Annotated in this window: 21 protein-coding genes; 9 read left to right on the top strand and 12 right to left on the bottom strand. The window is 49.4% G+C overall.

Features of this window, described 5'->3' with window-relative positions:
• Positions 1-5 precede the first annotated feature (5 nt).
• Positions 6-290, bottom strand: a complete 285-nt coding sequence (locus KNQ08_RS04500) for a hypothetical protein (protein ID WP_050677872.1) — start codon at positions 288-290, stop codon at positions 6-8.
• Positions 287-589, bottom strand: a complete 303-nt coding sequence (locus KNQ08_RS04495) for a DUF2089 family protein (RefSeq protein WP_214804876.1) — start codon at positions 587-589, stop codon at positions 287-289. The genes KNQ08_RS04500 and KNQ08_RS04495 overlap by 4 nt, the downstream gene beginning before the upstream one ends.
• A gap of 187 nt (positions 590-776) precedes the next feature.
• Between KNQ08_RS04495 and KNQ08_RS04490 the strand changes: the two genes are divergently transcribed.
• The 3 genes from KNQ08_RS04490 to KNQ08_RS04480 are packed head-to-tail and all read left to right on the top strand — an operon-like array spanning position 777 to position 2,833.
• A complete protein-coding gene (locus KNQ08_RS04490; RefSeq protein WP_167507563.1) occupies positions 777-1,190 on the top strand; it encodes a DUF4064 domain-containing protein in 414 nt (137 codons plus the stop codon).
• 24 nt (positions 1,191-1,214) lie between these two features.
• Entirely contained in the window at positions 1,215-1,904 is a 690-nt protein-coding gene (locus tag KNQ08_RS04485; RefSeq protein ID WP_149427320.1) for an ABC transporter permease, read from the top strand.
• Positions 1,904-2,833: an ABC transporter ATP-binding protein gene (locus KNQ08_RS04480; protein ID WP_214804874.1), complete on the top strand. Its 930-nt coding sequence runs from the start codon at positions 1,904-1,906 to the stop codon at positions 2,831-2,833. The genes KNQ08_RS04485 and KNQ08_RS04480 overlap by 1 nt, the downstream gene beginning before the upstream one ends.
• A 105-nt stretch (positions 2,834-2,938) precedes the next feature.
• Here the strand turns inward: KNQ08_RS04480 and KNQ08_RS04475 are convergent, their stop codons facing one another.
• Genes KNQ08_RS04475 through KNQ08_RS04465 form a run of 3 tightly spaced genes read right to left on the bottom strand, consistent with a single transcriptional unit; the run spans position 2,939 to position 5,813 of the window.
• Positions 2,939-3,898, bottom strand: a complete 960-nt coding sequence (locus KNQ08_RS04475) for a FecCD family ABC transporter permease (RefSeq protein ID WP_214805707.1) — start codon at positions 3,896-3,898, stop codon at positions 2,939-2,941.
• A gap of 5 nt (positions 3,899-3,903) precedes the next feature.
• On the bottom strand, positions 3,904-4,887 hold the full coding sequence (locus tag KNQ08_RS04470; protein ID WP_064300928.1) for a FecCD family ABC transporter permease: 984 nt from the start codon (positions 4,885-4,887) through the stop codon (positions 3,904-3,906).
• 59 nt (positions 4,888-4,946) lie between these two features.
• Positions 4,947-5,813 carry an ABC transporter substrate-binding protein gene (locus KNQ08_RS04465; protein WP_371743245.1) on the bottom strand — a complete coding sequence of 289 codons (867 nt, stop codon included), beginning with the start codon at positions 5,811-5,813 and terminating at the stop codon, positions 4,947-4,949.
• A gap of 237 nt (positions 5,814-6,050) precedes the next feature.
• On the opposite strand from KNQ08_RS04465, the gene KNQ08_RS04460 reads away from it, so the two are divergent.
• The gene (locus tag KNQ08_RS04460) at positions 6,051-6,797 is read left to right on the top strand and encodes an arylamine N-acetyltransferase family protein (protein WP_149427317.1); all 747 of its coding nucleotides are present in this window, start codon (positions 6,051-6,053) and stop codon (positions 6,795-6,797) included.
• A 3-nt stretch (positions 6,798-6,800) separates the two neighbouring features.
• On the top strand, positions 6,801-7,271 hold the full coding sequence (locus KNQ08_RS04455; RefSeq protein WP_149427316.1) for an NUDIX hydrolase: 471 nt from the start codon (positions 6,801-6,803) through the stop codon (positions 7,269-7,271).
• A gap of 44 nt (positions 7,272-7,315) precedes the next feature.
• Here KNQ08_RS04455 and KNQ08_RS04450 read toward each other — a convergent pair whose 3' ends face one another.
• The 4 genes from KNQ08_RS04450 to KNQ08_RS04435 all read right to left on the bottom strand — a co-directional run bounded on the left by KNQ08_RS04450 (position 7,316) and on the right by KNQ08_RS04435 (position 10,487).
• Complete coding sequence (locus tag KNQ08_RS04450; protein ID WP_214804872.1) at positions 7,316-8,017, bottom strand: DUF554 domain-containing protein; 702 nt, start codon at positions 8,015-8,017, stop codon at positions 7,316-7,318.
• A 16-nt stretch (positions 8,018-8,033) separates the two neighbouring features.
• Positions 8,034-8,966, bottom strand: a complete 933-nt coding sequence (locus KNQ08_RS04445; RefSeq protein ID WP_214804870.1) for a DMT family transporter — start codon at positions 8,964-8,966, stop codon at positions 8,034-8,036.
• A complete protein-coding gene (locus KNQ08_RS04440; RefSeq protein ID WP_174316277.1) occupies positions 8,966-9,631 on the bottom strand; it encodes a GntR family transcriptional regulator in 666 nt (221 codons plus the stop codon). The genes KNQ08_RS04445 and KNQ08_RS04440 overlap by 1 nt, the downstream gene beginning before the upstream one ends.
• An 85-nt stretch (positions 9,632-9,716) precedes the next feature.
• Positions 9,717-10,487 (bottom strand): CPBP family intramembrane glutamic endopeptidase, encoded by a 771-nt coding sequence (locus KNQ08_RS04435; protein ID WP_214804868.1) that lies wholly within the window; start codon positions 10,485-10,487, stop codon positions 9,717-9,719.
• A 159-nt stretch (positions 10,488-10,646) separates the two neighbouring features.
• On the opposite strand from KNQ08_RS04435, the gene KNQ08_RS04430 reads away from it, so the two are divergent.
• Positions 10,647-10,970, top strand: coding sequence for a PadR family transcriptional regulator (locus tag KNQ08_RS04430; protein ID WP_035397512.1), 324 nt, complete (start codon positions 10,647-10,649; stop codon positions 10,968-10,970).
• 1 nt (position 10,971) lies between these two features.
• Complete coding sequence (locus KNQ08_RS04425; RefSeq protein ID WP_149427312.1) at positions 10,972-11,709, top strand: hypothetical protein; 738 nt, start codon at positions 10,972-10,974, stop codon at positions 11,707-11,709.
• Between the two features lie 81 nt (positions 11,710-11,790).
• On the opposite strand, the gene KNQ08_RS04420 is transcribed toward KNQ08_RS04425, so the two are convergent.
• Positions 11,791-12,363 (bottom strand): GNAT family N-acetyltransferase, encoded by a 573-nt coding sequence (locus tag KNQ08_RS04420; RefSeq protein ID WP_149427311.1) that lies wholly within the window; start codon positions 12,361-12,363, stop codon positions 11,791-11,793.
• Positions 12,364-12,378: 15 nt separating this feature from the next.
• Positions 12,379-13,614 (bottom strand): MDR family MFS transporter, encoded by a 1,236-nt coding sequence (locus tag KNQ08_RS04415; RefSeq protein ID WP_214723101.1) that lies wholly within the window; start codon positions 13,612-13,614, stop codon positions 12,379-12,381.
• Between the two features lie 102 nt (positions 13,615-13,716).
• On the opposite strand from KNQ08_RS04415, the gene KNQ08_RS04410 reads away from it, so the two are divergent.
• Complete coding sequence (locus KNQ08_RS04410) at positions 13,717-15,348, top strand: ABC transporter substrate-binding protein (protein WP_149427309.1); 1,632 nt, start codon at positions 13,717-13,719, stop codon at positions 15,346-15,348.
• Positions 15,349-15,487: 139 nt separating this feature from the next.
• On the top strand, positions 15,488-16,627 hold the full coding sequence (locus KNQ08_RS04405) for a globin domain-containing protein (protein ID WP_149427308.1): 1,140 nt from the start codon (positions 15,488-15,490) through the stop codon (positions 16,625-16,627).
• A 50-nt stretch (positions 16,628-16,677) separates the two neighbouring features.
• Here the strand turns inward: KNQ08_RS04405 and KNQ08_RS04400 are convergent, their stop codons facing one another.
• Positions 16,678-17,418, bottom strand: coding sequence for a sugar nucleotide-binding protein (locus KNQ08_RS04400; protein ID WP_149427307.1), 741 nt, complete (start codon positions 17,416-17,418; stop codon positions 16,678-16,680).
• Positions 17,419-17,643: the final 225 nt, after the last annotated feature.

Raw genomic sequence — 17,643 nt, 5'->3', positions numbered from 1 at the left:
GTAACTCACAATGTATCGTGCACGCGCATCCGTTCTAATTCTTTTTCTTGATTCTCTTTAAGCTTCTTTCGACCACGCGACCATTGTTCCCACAGTGAAATCATGCCGACTCCTAAAATCAATACATAGGCTAAAAAACTGTTGTATCTACCATCAAAGTAACGCCATGTCAGAAAAATCACTAAAACGATTGGCATGATGATACCGAGATAAGGATTGTGACGGCTCGATAAGAAATACTGTATTCCTAAACAGATGCTGATAATTAGAGCAGAAATGAAAAAGTTCATTGGTTGTTACCCCTCTCAAGTCGATATTTTTCGATGATTTTTTTGGCATCTTCAATCGTGATCCGGTCCTCGATGGCCATTTGTTTAATGTATGCGATGAACGGTTCATTCTCGATTTTCTCATTCACTTCGATTTTCTGAATGATCCGATCGACGCGAATCCGGACTGTGGGATAGGAGACATCATAATGTTTCGCCAGTTCTTTCAAAGAACCCGAGCTTATGATGAATTTTTTAACGAATTCCATCTCTTCCAATTCTAGAGATAAAACCCAATCTGGAACATCATATTTTTTCATTTACCATTTCCCTCCCATGTCACCATAATAGCATCCAATTAAATAAAGTTAAAGTATTTTTGATATTAATTAAACATTTAACCAATAAATAATTAAAATATATTCATTATTTCGCTTGTCATAGTGATTCGAGTCATGGTAGTTTAGGATTGTCAAATCGGAAAAATAAGGAAAAGGAGTGTTTTACTTGAAAAGAACAACGGAATACATATTTGCTGTCATCGGTATCGTCTTGTTTGGATCATTATGTTTAGGTGGGTTTCTATTGTCTGGATCGATTGCGGATCACGCTGGCATGAGGGAGTTGGTCGATCAATTCATCCAGGATGAGAACATTACGGATGTCACGTCTACCCAAATCCTCACATCCTTCCAACAATTCTTCTTGTACCTTGGTGCCGTCTCTCTCTTATGTACGATAGGCGGAATCGTCTCAATCGTCCGGATTCGCAAAAACGGTTCAGCAGGAAAGATGTTGATCATTACTGCAATTCTCGGTGGGATTTTCACATTACTTGCCGGTGTCTTTGGTTCAATCGCTTACTTGATCGCCGGTATTACTAACCTCACGAAGAATAAAAAGATAGCACGGCAATACTAAACTCAAACAGAAAGGTGTGTCGAAATGTTCGCGATTACACTTCGAGAATTTAAATCGCTTTTCCAAAGTATTCGAGCCATTCTGATCATCGTCGTCTTGTTCGGTGTGACGATTGGTTCTGCTAAACTCGTAAGCCAGTTTAAAGGACAACTCAGTGATCTCGGTCTAGGTGACAATGCCTATATCATCGGTTTGATGCTGCTTCTGTTCTTAGCATCTCCTTTATTCGTGACGAGTATTTCTCATAGTAGCGTCAACAAAGAGATCGAATCGAAGACAATTCGTTTTCTCGCGACGAAAACATCTCGTGAAAACATCATTTTCGGAAAGTTTTTAGGCAACGTCTCGTTTTGGGTCCTCTGTCTGACAGTTGCCCTTTTGTTGATCGTTCCATTTTCAAAATCGTTCCCGATCGTCGATTTGATTCAAAGCATCATCTTCGTCTCTTACTTCATCGGTCTGTCGCTGTTTCTTTCGACAGTCGTCAACAGCTCTGCAATGACGATGTTCGTCGGCATCTTCATCTCGATCGCGCTTCCGGTCATTGGGATGTGGAGTCTTATTTCGAAGAATGTCATCGTTGATACGTTGTCTTACTTGACGCCCTATTATTACTACACGCAAGAAAACACTGCATACACGTATCTTGTCTTGATCCATATCGCCGTCTTCGTCATCGCGAGCTTGATGATCTTTAAAAGGAGAGATTTATGATGCTAGCCCTTCGCGCAACCAATCTAACGAAACAGTACGGCAATAAGACCGTCGTCAATCAGTTGAATCTCGAAATCAAACAAGGGGCCATCTTCGGCTTCCTTGGTCAAAATGGCGCCGGTAAATCAACATTCATCAACATGATCACGGGTCTTGTCCGCCCGACATCCGGAACGTTCGAGTTACTCGGAGCACCGAACGAATCCTTGAAGGACGTCCGAACTCGAATCGGCGTCCTGCCGGATTACTCGACCTTTTACGAAAACTTCACGGCGCTCGATCACTTGAAGTATTTCAGCAAAGTCCTCGGTCTGAAGACGACAACGGACGAGTTAAAGCAACTCCTCCGTGATGTACAACTCGAAGACGCCATCGATGTAAAAACGAAGAACTACTCGTTCGGGATGAAAAAAAAGCTCGGGATCGCCCAAGCTCTGATCAATCGACCGGAAATCCTGTTTTTAGATGAACCGACGTCTGGCGTTGATGCGAACTCGATTCTCGGGATTCATACTTTGATTCGTAAGATCGCAGCAGACGGAACGACGATTTTCTTAACGTCTCATAACTTAGACGAGGTCGAAAAACTGTGTACGGAGATTGCGATCATGCAGGACGGAACGATTCAGACGCAAGGCACGATGGAAGAGTTACGGGAACAACATGAGAAGAACATCACCGTTCATGTAAAACATGCGTCGCTCGACAATGATACACAACAACATCTGCAGACCAAGTTGTCGACACTTGCGAAAGACGTCAACGTCTCCTCTACTCATTCGACGTTCATCGTCCAAAGTGAACACGATATTGCTACGATCAATAGCTACCTCGTCTCGCAACACGTTAACGTGTATCGACTCGAAGTCGAGGAAGCGTCGTTGGAAGAGATCTTCTTGAATCTAGGTTCGGAAGTCCGCTCAGCATAAAGTGAAAAACATGCCTCATGATGAATTAAACAAAAACTTCTATACAACAATCCCCCTCATTCCAATTACGAAATGAGGGGGATTGTTTTGTTTTCTTTCATCCGTTCAAGCCGCCCGCTCTCTTCGTAAGAGATACAGGAAGTACGGTACACCGATGATTGCTGTGATCAATCCGGCTGGTACTTCAAGCGGCGGATGAATCCCGCGACCGAGCGCATCAGCGACGACGAGTAACCCACCGCCGAGTAAAAGCGCCATCGGTAAGACGGCGAGGTGTTTATGTCCGACGAGACGGCGTGCCATATGTGGAGCAATCAAACCGATGAAGCCGATTGCACCGACCGTCGCGACGGCAACACCGGCTAGGACGACAGCGAGCGCCAAGAAGACGTGCCGCGTTCGCTGAATTGGTAAGCCGAGACCGATGCTGACTTCCTCACTAAGTGATAAGACATCGAGTTGACGATGGCGATAGAAGAGGATCGCACCGATCACGACGAGCACAGGCGCTAAGATCAACACTTCCTGCCACCCTTTCCCGAACAGACTTCCAGCAAGCCAGACGAGTGAATCGTTCGTCTGAAGTGGAAATTTAATCAACAGGTATTCTGTTCCCGAGGCACAGATCGCACTAACGGCAATACCAAGTAACGCAAACGAACTGCGGGAGACGTTTCCTCCCCGTTCAAGCATCATCAACGCCAGCATGACAAGTGCTGCTCCGATGAAGGCGGCGATTGGTGTCAACAAGAGCGGACCATCCGGCACGAGGGCGATCGTCAAGACAGCGAACAGAGACGCTCCGTTCGTCACTCCGATCACGTCCGGTGAGATCAATGGATTACGGATGACGCTTTGTAAGATGACTCCAGCAAGAGAGAAACTCGCTCCTGCTAAAAAGGCGAGGACCGTTCGCGGCAGCCGGTAATTTTGGACGATGAAGGCATCCTTTCCACTAAAGAACGACTGCCAGAGTTCCGTTAACGACAATTGAATCGAACCGACCGACAGTAAGGCGAAGCTTGTGACAAGAACTAAAACTGCGACAAGTAAAATCCGACGCATATCTCTCATCGTAATCCCCCTTTCATCTGGCGGCGTGCCAAGATAAGGAAGAAGGGTGCCCCTAGCAATGATGTCACGATGCCGACTGGTGATTCATACGGATAGGCGATGAAGCGCGCCAGGACATCAGCGTACGTCAACAACAGACCACCGATGACGGCAGAGACGGGTAAGACGATCCGGTAGTCCTCACCAACAAGGCGACGCGTGATATGCGGCACCATCAGACCGATGAAGCCGATCGCTCCGGCAACGGCAACCGTTACCCCTGCGAGTAACACGACACTGATACCGGCAAGCAGACGGATCCGCGTCACTTTTTGTCCGAGTCCGACCGCGACGTCTTGCCCGAGTTGGAAAACGGCGAGCGACTTCGCGAGACTTGCCGCAAGAATCAAACCGGCGAGCGACCACGGTAAGACTATCCGGAGTTCGAGCCAGCTTGCATCACTGAGCGAACCAGACAACCAGTACAAGACGTTCGTGATTCGATCATTGAACAAAATCAAGCCTTTCGTTAGCGACGTCAACAAGAGATGGATCGCCATCCCGACGAGGGCGAGTTTTAACGCCGTCATCCCGCGAATCGAAGCGAACGAAAAGACGAGCACGCCACCGAGTAAGGCACCAGCAAAAGCGAAGTAAAGCAAGTTCGCCGTTCCGAGTGACGGAAAGATGAGCAGGCTTAAGACGACGAGAAACGACGCACCGGCATTGACCCCAAAGACTTGTGGTGAAGCGAGCGGGTTCCGCGTCACAGCTTGCATGATCGCTCCAGCGACGGCAAGGTTTGCTCCGAGCAACAACCCGAGTAAGAGACGCGGCAACCGCAGATTCGTCAGGACGAGTCCCGCTTTAGAGGTCGTGCCACTGATCCACTCCTGCACTAAGTGGACCGGATTCATCTGTGTGATACCAAAGAACAAGCTACTATAAACGGCCAAGCAACTGAGTAAGATAAGTACGAAAATCAGACGTTTCCGCTGCACCGGATCTTTCCCCTTTCATCAAGACGAAAAGCCAGATTGCTCCGGCTTTTTGTCGTTCGTTATTTCTGTTTGAGCAATTGAATTGCTTCGTCAACGATTTGTTCAGCAGCGTCCAGACCACGGTAACGTGTCCAGAGGTCACGATTGACTTCGTAGACTTCTCCGTTTTTGACCGCTGTGATCTGATTCCAGAGCGGATTATCCTTCCATTCTTTCAGTAACTTCGGATCGGCTTCCGCCATGAAGATGACGTCCGGATCCCACTTGACCATCTGCTCTAACGTGATCGTCACAGTCGGTTCCGCTGTTTTCGTAACAGCATTCTCGATACCGATCTTCTCGAGCAACTCACCGTCAAACGACGTCTCACCGTGTGCTGTCAGTGAATCGGCGCGGAAGACACCGACCATGACTTTCCGGTCATCTTTTGGATCAACCTTCTTCTTCGCTGCCTGCAAGCGCTCTTCATGAAGCGCAAGGCGATCGTCCATCTGTTTCGTTTTGCCGACCGCTTCCGCAATCGTCTTGAACGAATCGATGTTCTCTTCATACGTCGCATTGCGACTCTTCAAGATGATCGTCGGTGCGATTTCTTGCAATTGCTTGTAAATTCCTTTATGACGATTGAAGTCGCCGATGATCAAGTCCGGTTGCAAGGAACTGATCACTTCAAGATTCGGTTGTTGGCGTGTACCGACTTCCGTGAACTCGATGTCTTTTCCGAGTAATCCAGAGACATCCGTCTTGTTTTCTTGTGCAATCCCGACCGGTGTGATGCCTAGTTCGTCTAACGCATCAACGAACGAGAATTCGAGCGCGACGACCTTCTTCGGCTTTTCCGGTACTTTCGTTTTTCCTGCTTCGTGCGTAATCGTCCGCGTCTTTTCGTTCGATTGCTCTGCTTGACTAGAACAAGCCGCAAGCATCAAACTGCTCAACACGAGGAGCGTCAACGCTGTCATCCAAGTTTTCCGTCTCATGGTGAGACCTCCTTTGATTCGTGATTCGACATTGAGAATCATTCTTAATTAATCCTGTCTCAGCATATCAAAGATTTCCATCGAACAAAAGGGAAATCCTTATTTTCAGATAATATAGGCTAACATTCACATTCTCTGAAGCAATATGGGATAATCAGGTAGTGAACAAAGGAGGGATCAGAGATGGATTGGATGAAAGACTTAGAACAGCGAATTGAGTTTCCGCTCGATGCAATCACGTTTGATCAGTTACCTGACTTACTCGAAGCCTTCGCCTACCAGTTACCGTTCGAGAATACGACCGTCCTTGAGAAGCGCATCCGTCCGTTTAGCGACGAGCGCTTCATCGAGACGTTTCTGACAGAACGACGCGGTGGTGTCTGTTATGACTTAAACGGACTGCTGCACCGGGTCCTGCAGGAACTAAATTGTCCCGTTCGACTCGTTCAAGCGACTGTTTACGATACGAAGTCGGACGCCTGGTCAGCGACCGGACCGACCCATGTTGCGATCATTTGGAATGAAACGCACTTGCTCGATACCGGCTTCGGCGTCAATTTACCGCTCGTTCCTGTTCCGTTGAGTGGGGAGACCGTTGATTCCGCAAGCGGCAGTTACCGGATCATCAATGATGACACACTTGAGATGAAGCGGACGGGACAAGCGAAATTTGTGACAGGTTACCGGTTCGACCAAGAGACACCCATTACAACAGATGACTTATCGAAGATGGAACAGATCATCCAGCAGAGCGACGCTTCGCCGTTCAATAAAGGTCGCCTCGTTGCAATGCGGACGCCGCGCGGACAAAAGACGTTGACTGAGCGGACGTTACGGATTGAAGAAACGACGACGACCGAGTTACCGGTCGCAGGTCCCGCCCAATTCGAGATGCTGTACAACACACACTTTTTAGGACGGGAGTCGTAAATCATGGATCGTTATACACTTTGTTTAATCCGACACGCAGACCACTTTTTACTCGTCAATCGGCAAAAACGTCCGGCGATGGGCATGTGGAATGGTGTCGGTGGTAAGATCGAACCGGGCGAGACACCGGAAGCCGCCGTCATCCGCGAGACGTTTGAAGAGACAGGCATCACGCTCACCTCAGTGACATCAAAAGGCATCGTTCGCTTACATGGGGAAGAGACATCTGGCATGTACCTCTACCTGGCTGATTTAGAAGATCGTCCGTTTCCAACACCGGTCATGACAGTTGAAGGAATCCTCGATTGGAAATCACTCGACTGGATTTTAGGCGACGATAACATGGGTGTCATCAGCAACCTCCGGCACTACCTACCGATTGTTCTGTCGACCGAACACCCGTTACTGCATGACTTCCATTACGATGGACATACAATCACGGCATACGAGACACATGAATTAATTGAGACATAACACAACATCCCCGCTTGTCCTTTCGGACAGGCGGGGATGTCTCGTTATAATAGATGTAAGCCCGTCACGATGACAGCGACGATAACAATGCCCGGTAACAAGTTCGCGACGCGGATCTTCGTGATTCCGGCGAGATTGAGACCGATCGCTGCAATCATCACCCCACCGGTCGCCGTCATCTCCAAGATGAATTCTTGCAGCGCGGCGTCGGGAATGAACTTCGTGATGGCAACGGCACTCAGTGCAATCGCCCCTTGATAGATAAAGACGGGAATCGCTGAGAACATGACGCCGATCCCGAGCGTTGAACTGAGGACGAGCGCCGTGAAGCCGTCAATCAACCCTTTCGTATAGAGGACATCGTGATCCTGACGCAGTCCACCGTCGAGCGCACCGAGGACACCCATCGCTCCGATGACGAAAATCAACGTCGCGGTGACGAAGCCTTCGGCGATATTTGATGGACGACCGCGACTGATCTTACGCTCGAGCCAAGCCCCCATCCGGTCGAGCTTCTCATCGAGACGGAACCATTCCCCGATCGCACCTCCGAGAACAAGACTACCGATGACGATCAAAAAGTTCGTGCTTTTCATTCCCATCTGGATCCCGAGGACGACGACGGCTAGACCAATCGCTTGCAAGACCGTCTCCTTCATCCGTTCCGGAATCCGGTGGAACATCAATCCGAGCAACGTCCCGACGATGATCAGGACGGTATTGACGAGTGTACCTGTTAAAACCATCTGACAGCCTACTTTCTCAATTGATTTTTCTTTTAGCGGGACGGACGACCGTCCGCTCCGCCTGATTCAAGCTATGCAACGTCATCCCGAGCATGACGAGGATGATCCCGAATGTCGCGAGTCCCGTCGGTAGTGCCGCATGGAGAAACAAAATCTCCCCGAGAACGGTAAAGACGATCTCAAACGACTGGGTCGCCTCGATCGCGGCTAACCGGACCGGTTCCGTCCGGACGAGAGACGTCGCGTAGAAGAAGAGCGATGTCGCGATGACGCCCGAGAATAAGGCGACGAAGCCGGACTGGGTCACTTGACTGATACTCGGTAAGCCGACTTGTATGTAAGCAATTACGGAAAGCACGATCCAAAACGGTAGACTCGCGATCGTCATTCCGAGGATCCGCTCGAATACATCGAGCTCATCCCCATACCGTTCCATCATCTTCCGGTTACCAAGCGGATAGGCAATCGCAGCGACGAGCACCGGCAAGGCACCGAACAACAGCGACTGTAGCGATAGACTTCCTGCGACGGATAACTGCATGACGACGACCCCAAGGACGATCAAGACGGAATACTTAAGGGCCGACCACGGAATCCGTTGCTTGAACAAGGGAGCAAGCAGCGGTCCGGCTAGGATCGTCAATTGCCACGTTCCGGCAATCAGCCAGCCCGGCGCATGATCGGCAGCAAGACAGATGCTACCGTAAAACAGTCCGAAACCAATCGTTCCGTATAGTAACCAAAAACCGAAGTCGGCTCGCAGTGCCTGTAAGACGCGACCAATTCCCCGACGCATCAAGACGATGACGACGAAGAACGGCAACATCAAGAAGAAGCGAAGCGACGCACTGTAGATCCAGTGCCCCCCTGCTCCTTGCATCGATTGATTTAAGATGAAGGTGAAGGCAAAGAACATCGCCGCCAAGATCCCATAAATGATTGGTCGCATCAGCGCTCCTCCTTTAGTGTCGAGACGAGTAAACGTCCAAGCCCGTTCCAGTTATGTTCCGTCGCCTGGACGAGCTGCTCGACATCCCGTTGTTGACATGCAATCAAAATCGCCGCATGATCGGCAATCGATTGACGACCGAGTCGATCGAACTGGGCGTATTCGAGCCGGCGGATCAGCGGCGTCAATCGGCGAATCGTTTCACGTAGCTGAGCGTTCTGACTGCGCAACACAAAAACATCGTGAAAGGCATCGTCAAGCGTCAGCGCTGTCTCCGTCTCCTGTTGGTCGATTGCCGTCGTGAACTGTTGGTGAATCGTTTGAAGTTCCATCAAGTCGTCTTCCGTCAATTGCGGTCCCGCTAGACGCGCTGCTAGCCCGTGCAGTGTCGCGATAATCGGATAGGTTTGCTGTGCCTGTTCAGCGTCAAGCTCTGTCACGATCGTCCGCGAGCCCCGTTTCGCAAAAATCAATCCTTCCTCCTCGAGTCGTTTCAAGGCTTCGCGGACCGGTGTTCGGCTGACTCCGAACATTTCCGCGAGCGCTTGATCGTTCACCTTCTCGCCTGGGGCGAGGCGTAAAGTGATGATGTGATGCTGTAAACGTCGATATACTTCCTCACTGAGAGGAAGTCGTGCAATGGCTAAATCATCTGTAGGTTTCATACAAGTAATATATTACATATTAATCATTGATACTAGCTTTATTCAAAAATAAAAACTCCCCGTCAAACAACGGAGAGTCAGCTATTCAAACGTTACGTGGATTCATCGGTCCATTCAGGTGACTGAGATCGTGCCGTTTCAACAAGATCAATTGAATGACAATCGCGACGAGTAGATAAGCTTGTGTCAAAAGAGGAGTGATGCCTAAATTGACGTTCACGACATCCGCTGCGATGCTCGCGAAATCCCACAGCGCATGGAAAATGATTAATGGCCAGAGGTTATTCAGCTTCAGTGCGATGATCGCTAAGAACACACCAAAGACGAATGTGTTCGCAAGTTGGAACAACATCGCTGCCGGCGGAATCAAGGCGATCAAATTAAGCAAGTGGAAAGATGAGAACAGAAGCGCACTGATGAGGACGGCACGATACGGATGTTCGTTCGGTTTGAGATAGCGTAAGATGATGCCGCGAAACAAGACTTCCTCATTGAAACCGACGAATAAGGTCGTCAGGAAGACGATTCCGACAAGTTGAAGTGCCGATGATGATATCGAGGACGTGAACAACGCATTGACGATCAATCCGACTTGAACGAGAACGATCAGCAGTAACGGAATGTACCAGATTAGACCCCGCGACTGCAATTTCGAAAACCCGACGGCAGCAAACGTGGCATGACGACGAATGTACCAGACGAGAAAAATCGCTGTAACGACTTCACCGAAGATCGCGATACGTAACAACTCCGGTTCACCATAACGAATGCCGAAACCAAACGCAGAGACAGCCATGACGATACCCATGATGATGAAGACGACGGTTGCCGAGACGACAGTATTCCGCTTATCCACGATCAATACCTCCCTTTTCTAAACAAGCGACGTATCTACTTTATGATTTATTTACCTTTTTTTCAGGGAAATAAATCTTTTTCCTCCAGCTACCTTGCAATACAAAATAGCTTGGTATATCATTACCTTGTAATACCAAGTAGCGAAAGGATGATGCGGATGTCATCGACGCAAATGTTAAAGGGGATTCTCGACGGTTGTTTACTTGCACTGATCGCGGAAGAAGAGATTTATGGTTACGAACTGGCGACGAAACTCAAAGCATACGGTTTCGCTGACATCAGCGAAGGAACGATCTATCCGTTGTTGATCCGGATGCAAAAACTGGGCTGGATCGAAGCGACTTCACGCGTCTCTCCGTCCGGTCCAAAACGGAAGTATTATTCGATCACGACGAGCGGTGCAGAAGAACTCACCGCCTTCAAGGAAAGATGGCAACACCTTTCGACAAGTGTTGAAAGCATTTTAAAGGAGGATGATTGAGATGACCCTATCAACGGAATCAACCCGATTTTTGGAAGACTTGAAGGTCTACCTGCTTGCTTCGGGAAAAAATGAACAAGCGACGAACGAGATCGTCCTTGAACTCGAAGACCATCTGATTGAAGCGGAAGCGGATGGCAAATCGGTTCGCGCGATCACAGGTGACAGTCCGGCTGACTACATCCAGTCGATTTCTAAAGAGATGGCGTTCGATCCGATAGAAGCATTTTGGATCGTCATGCAAGTCTTTCTCGGTGCATCGAGTTTTCTCTATCTCCAAAATCTGCTGAATGGAACAACGACATTCAGTATCTTGCTAGTTGGTGGCTTCCTGCTGATTAGCGCTGTTTATTTGACGACCCTGGCGTTTTTATTCCGTCAAGACGCATTACGTGATGGCGCTCGCCCTCGCATCATGCGTTACGGGATTCATGGAAGTGTTCATATTCTCCTGATCATTGGACTATTGATCGTCAACGGACTCATTGATTCGCCCAAAATCACGTTATCTCCGAGTGTCGGTTGGTTAATTGGCGCCCTTCTAATTGCCTGGATTCTCGTCACGGCATGGAAGACGAAGACATGGATTTTACCGATTGCAGTGTCCGTCTTTTTCGTGCCTCAACTGCTGCTTTTGTTTGTATTTAATTTGTCAGAGATTACCGCCGTCCTCGTGAGTTATGTTTTGACCTCGATTACGATTGCAGTTATCTTTCTCCGAACATCTAAGCAAGATTAGTCAAAAAATACAAAACTCTAAAGAATCTATTTAATTCTGATACCAAAAAACGACCTCAGCGCTGAGGTCGTTTTTGATGTATTACGTATTCTTCATCCCGTTCTTTGCTTCATACCGCTCACGCGTCCAGTTGTAGACATGGCTCGTCACGGTCCGTCCGTCGATTCGTTCTAAGACGAATGGTCGGTCAAGAATAGGCGTAAACCCGAGTTTCTCAACGACACGGCGTGATTGGTCATTAAAATCAAAGTGACCACACCAGACGATATCGATCGGTAGTTCCCGGAAGATGAAATCAAGTATTGCTTCAACGATTTCCGGCATCCGCCCTTCTCCCCAGTAATCAGGTGCGAGGACATAGCCGATCTCGACTTGACGGTCATGGGTGATCGAATCGTCCGGCCGACGATTGAAGTGAAATCCGAAGCTCCCGATGACTGCCCCCGTTTCCTTATCGGTCACGGCATATTCACCAGGTGACGCTTGGAAAATGCCAATCACTTCCTGGCTTTCGTCAAGTGACGCGTGCGGCGCCCAGCCTGCTTTTGGTCCAACAGTTGGATCCTTGGCGTAAGCATACAATGCTTCTGCATCGTCTTCTTGCCAGCGGCGTAACAGGTGCCGTGGCGTTTCGATAGTATCTGGTAAGTTCATCTGTATTCCCCCTTATTAAGATACGTTTCGCTCTCGTTCGACAGATTCCTTCACGAACAGACTCGTATAGACTAATCCAAAGCCCGTTAAGAGGATCAATCCGAGATATACACTCATCATCGACGGGATCAAGAAGGTCCCGACGAGAATCGTCGATCGAGAAAGTAAGTCCGCTCCAGCAAACGACGTTCCCGCGAACGCTGAGTACGCTCCGCGTTGATCGGCTGGCATCATGTTTGCTTTTTGAGTGTTCAAGACCGGGGAGTAGAGCAACTCGCCAATCGTTGCGATGAAGATGAAGACCATCAGTGCCGTCATGCTATTGGCACTCGTCACGACAACGTAACCGATCGTGTACAGCATGAGACCCGCAGCGAGCGTCCGGCGCGGAGACAAACGCTTCGCTAGTCGCTGGACGATGAACGTCAACGTGACGACGAGCAACGTATTTTCGATGTTGATGACACTCATCATCCGGACCCCGTTGATCGACCACCCGGCAAATGATAGCGGTTCGAACGAATCGGCGAGTCGGACGGCGACGTAACTGCCCATCGAAAACTCAGCCGCTAAGATACACATCGAACCGAAAACGACCTTGACGAACGGACGGTCCCGCCAAGCGAGTTGATAGCTCGTGAAGATATCCGTGAGGACACCACGTAGTTTTTGGCGCTGCCACGTCCGTGGCGTGTCGTCAAGAAACAGGTAGTACGCAATCGGTAAAACGGACGACGTGAAGCTTAAGATCCCGAACAACAGCAGTTGATTACTGACGTAGAGCCAGCCCCCGAGCGCCGTACCGATGGCGATCGAGAGATTGATCAGCCAGTAGTCAAGCGCATAAACCGCTTGGCGGTTTTCCTTCGTCGTTGCATCGATGATAATTGCGCTCATTGCCGGTCGACCAAGATTACTTGTCACCGAGAAGACAGCGTAAATGACCATGAACAACAGCATCCAATCGAATGTCAACGAGATCGTCATCGTGATGAATGTCAGCGCCGTGAGCGCAGAAGTCGTGACAAGCAGACGTTTACGGGAAAAGCGGTCGGCAAGATATCCGCCGAGTAGATTCGTGATGAAGCTGACGAAGACCATCGCGATCAAAAATGCACCGGCGATGACTTCGTTGAATGCCTGGACGAACAAGAGGGCCATGAACGGCATGATCGAGAACGAAACAGCCCGGTTGAAAAACGATGTGATGAGACGTACTTTAATTGGTTTCGGTATTTCTTTCCATTTCATATTGTCACCTTCCATTCTCTACCTGTATCATAAACAAGACAAGACGCAGGAAAAATGGACGTCGTTCAAAAAAGATGTCCCCTTTTAAGGAGGAAAAGGACGATGGATGCTTATCTTTTTATGTTATGGAAGACTTGCCGAAATGGACACTACTCGATTGCGACGCTTGCCGACGCCATCCATCTCAGTCCTAAACAAACGAAACGATATCTCAATAAATGGCAGGAAGACGGCTGGATTGGTTACACGAGCGGTCGCGGACGAGGCAACTTAAGTGAACTCGTCTGGTTGCGCCATGTCGAACGGGAGTATGCGAAACAGATGCTCGAGCGGATTGACCGTGACTCGATCGAATCGGTGACGGAGGAATTGACGTGGGACTGGTCGCCGGCGCAAGCAGGACGCTTCATGCGGCAACTGGAACGAAAATTCGGCTATACACAGACGACGGCTGACGCGTTATTGATTCCGCGAAAACGAAATTTCCTGACGACACACCCGTTAGAAGCAGCCGATATCCATAGTGCCCACCTCGTCCAGAACGTCTTCAACCGGCTGTTTACGATCGACGTCGACGGCAACATTCAAGGTGAACTGGCGCATCACTATGTCTGGAACGGGGCGACGCTCAGTCTCTTCTTACGGAAGGACGTCCGATTTCATGACGGCTCGCTCCTGACGAGTAAGGAAGTGACGAAGAGCCTGCGTGCCTTGATTGCCTATCCGGCTTACGCCTATTCTTACCGGCACGTAAAGCAGATCGTCTCGAACGGTCCGTACCGGGTCGATCTCACACTCGATCAGCGCCGGAGTTCGATTTTTCCGCAGCTTGCCTCGATTCACACGAGCATCATCAAGGACGGCATTGGAACGGGACCGTTCCAACTGACGCAACATGACGACAAGAAAACCGTTCTGACGGCGTTCCCGAATTACTTTGGTATCCGTGCCCTGCTCGACCGGATTGAGTTCATCCAGATGCCGGAGCAATATGACCCGGTCTACCGGACATCGGCATCTGACTCCAGTCCGATTGATACGATCGCGACACAATCCGGGTTTGGTCTCGTTTTGCTCCATCCACGCGCCGGTGGTCCGTTTGAATCCAAAGCTGCGCGACATTATGTCCATCGGCTCGTCGCGGAAGTCCGTAATGGCATTCATGACTTCCATGAACGGGCACAACCGAACGACTGTGGTTTTCTTGAGTCCTATAGTCAACCGTATACTGTCCCGGATGGTCCTGCCGTTTTGTTCACGCAACCGATCCGAATCAAGCTAACTGATTTTACGGACAAGGTGACACGCTGGCTCTGTCAGCGATTTGATCAAGACGGGATTCCGTATGAGTTCGTCGAGGTCGGATTTGAAGAGAGCATCACGGATTTTCATGTCTACGATACGATTGATCTCGCCATCCATGCCGAAGTGTTTGAGCGAAATATCCAGTACGCCTTTTATCAGTTCATGACGAACACGTTCTCACCACCGATCCGACTGTTTCAGCAGATGCCAGAGATGTTGAAATCGATCGAACAATATGACGCGACACCGTTCGAAGACTGGCTCCCGATTCATCAAACGATCGAGCGTTACTTGATCGACGAATCGTATTTCATCCCGTTCTATCACGATACACGACTGATTCCGTATCCGATCGAGCTGCAAAACATCACGATTGACTCGTTCGGTTACTTTGATTTCTCGAAGCTCTGGATTTCCAACCAATCGTGACGAATCGTTGACGAAATCTTGACCTGCTTGTGACAAAACGCACGGTATTCTTTAATCTAGTATTTTAAATGTTGTATTAAAGGTGGGGCTGCGAAATACTAAGACTGTCTTCATTACTTAGTGAAAAGGAAGTGGTCTTATGTTATCAACCTCTACCATTCAAATCGTTCAATCGACTGTTCCCGTCCTTGCGTCGCACGGTGCCGCGATCACGAAAGTCTTTTATCAGCGCTTGTTTCAGGCTCATCCGGAACTGAAGCACGTCTTCAATCAATCGAATCAGCGGAGCGACCGCCAATCGCAAGCACTCGCGACCGCCGTGTATGCCGCTGCTGCTCACATCGATCGACTCGAGACGTTAAAGCCGGTCTTATTACCGGTGCTCCATAAACACCGTAGTCTACAAATCAAACCGGAGATGTATCCCATCGTCGGACACGAATTACTCGGGGCGATGCAAGATGTCTTAGGAGAAGCCGCAACGCCAGACATCTTGCGCGCGTGGGGAGAAGCATATGGGGAGATTGCCAATCTGTTCATCACGCTTGAAGCCGAACTTTACGCACAGGACGAACAAGCAAAAGGTTTTTCCGGATATCAGACAGTCGAGATTTCGGATGTCGAGGAGCAAGCGGATGGGATTCGCGCCTTGACCTTCCGCACGGACGGTCCACTCCCCATTTACCAAGCCGGACAATACATTACGGTGCGGATTCAAGACAAAGATGGCTTATGGCACAATCGTCAATACAGTCTGACGACGGCATCGAACACGGAGACATATACGATTGGTGTCAAACGAGAAGGCATCGTCTCGGACTATTTACATGAAGCGCAAGTCGGTGACACGGTGTTAATTAGTGCGCCAGCGGGTGCTTTCACTCTTGATGCATCAGGCGAACCCGTCGTGCTGATTGCCGGTGGTATCGGGATTACACCGATGCTTGCGATGGCAGACGAAGCGTTAGCTGCTGGTCGACAGGTAACGTTACATCACGCCGTCCAAGACGAACGCAATCGTCCATTTAACGAACAACTCGTTATGCTTGAACAGCGCGGCGCGCGAGTCATTCGTTACGCGGAGCATCAGGCGATAGATCAAGCAGGTCGCCTGCCGAAAGACGTCATCGCAAGCATCACAGATCCGACATACGTCTGTGGCCCGGAAGCAATGATTCAATATGTGATCGAACACTTCACGGCGTCACCAGACAAACTGCATTACGAAATTTTCGGACCTGCACTTGCCTTTGCGGCAGAAACACCGGTAACGCAGTAAAAAAACATCCCGCTTTCTTTGACACGTGTCAAGGAGAGCGGGATGTTTGATTAGAGGGGCAATCGTTCTGACAACAGGCGGACCAAAACGACGTCCGTCGCCATTCGGTTATCGCGGCGTGGTTCATCGACCGGTTCGATCGTCCAGTTTTTTGCGTGAAGCGTATTCAAGGCACGCGCTAAGTCGTACATCGAATAGCGATCGTTACCATTCAACTGATAGAGACCTGCTTCGTGTTCAAGTAAAATCGTAACGAGCGCTTCCGCCGTGTCCTCAAGTAGCGAACTTGACGGATACCATTCGCGACTCGCCCGAATGACGCCGTGCTGTTTCATCTCGTTCGTGAAGAAATCAACCATGTTGTTCGAACCAGCTTCCGTCCCGATCTGCCAGCCGATCCGAACGATTTTTGCTTGTGGATCGAGTGCTTGAATCGCTTGTTCGCAGGCAATCTTATAGGCACCGTATTCGTCGGTCGCATCCGGTACTGCGTCCTTGTCAATCGGTGCCGGCACGTCGTCCGAGAAAACAGACACCGTACTCGTGAAAAAGAACGGAATCTCGTATTCCTGGCACAAGCGGACGAGCGCTTCCGTCCAACTAACAGACCCCATCCCGATATGTAAAAAATAATCTGGTCGTTCCGTTTCTAAAAACGTGCGCATCGCGGATTCGTCAGTCGTCGAGACTTTCGTTCGGTCCCAGGCGACTGTCTCGATGTCGTGCTTTGCTAAGACATCCGCAACGACAGGCGCTACCGTTCCGTTCATACCTGTAATGATCGCTTTCATGGTGATTCATCCCCCTTATGTTTAATCGAAACATCATAAAACTACTTACTACATCAGTTTACACGGGAAGTGTTGATTTAACGAGTCTGAGGTGATTCTCCTACGACCATCTGTGCCTCAAATGAAAAAAACGTCCGCTGTCCGAACTAACATCGGTAAGCAGACGCACTATTTAGTTCATGATTACTCCGAAACGCCTTCCGTCTCCATTCGTCGCCACAGTAC

It is taken from the genome of Exiguobacterium sp. s46, assembly GCF_018618875.1.
Classification (GTDB): Bacteria; Bacillota; Bacilli; order Exiguobacteriales; family Exiguobacteriaceae; genus Exiguobacterium_A; species Exiguobacterium_A abrahamii.
This window is presented reverse-complemented; position numbering and strand designations above follow the sequence as displayed.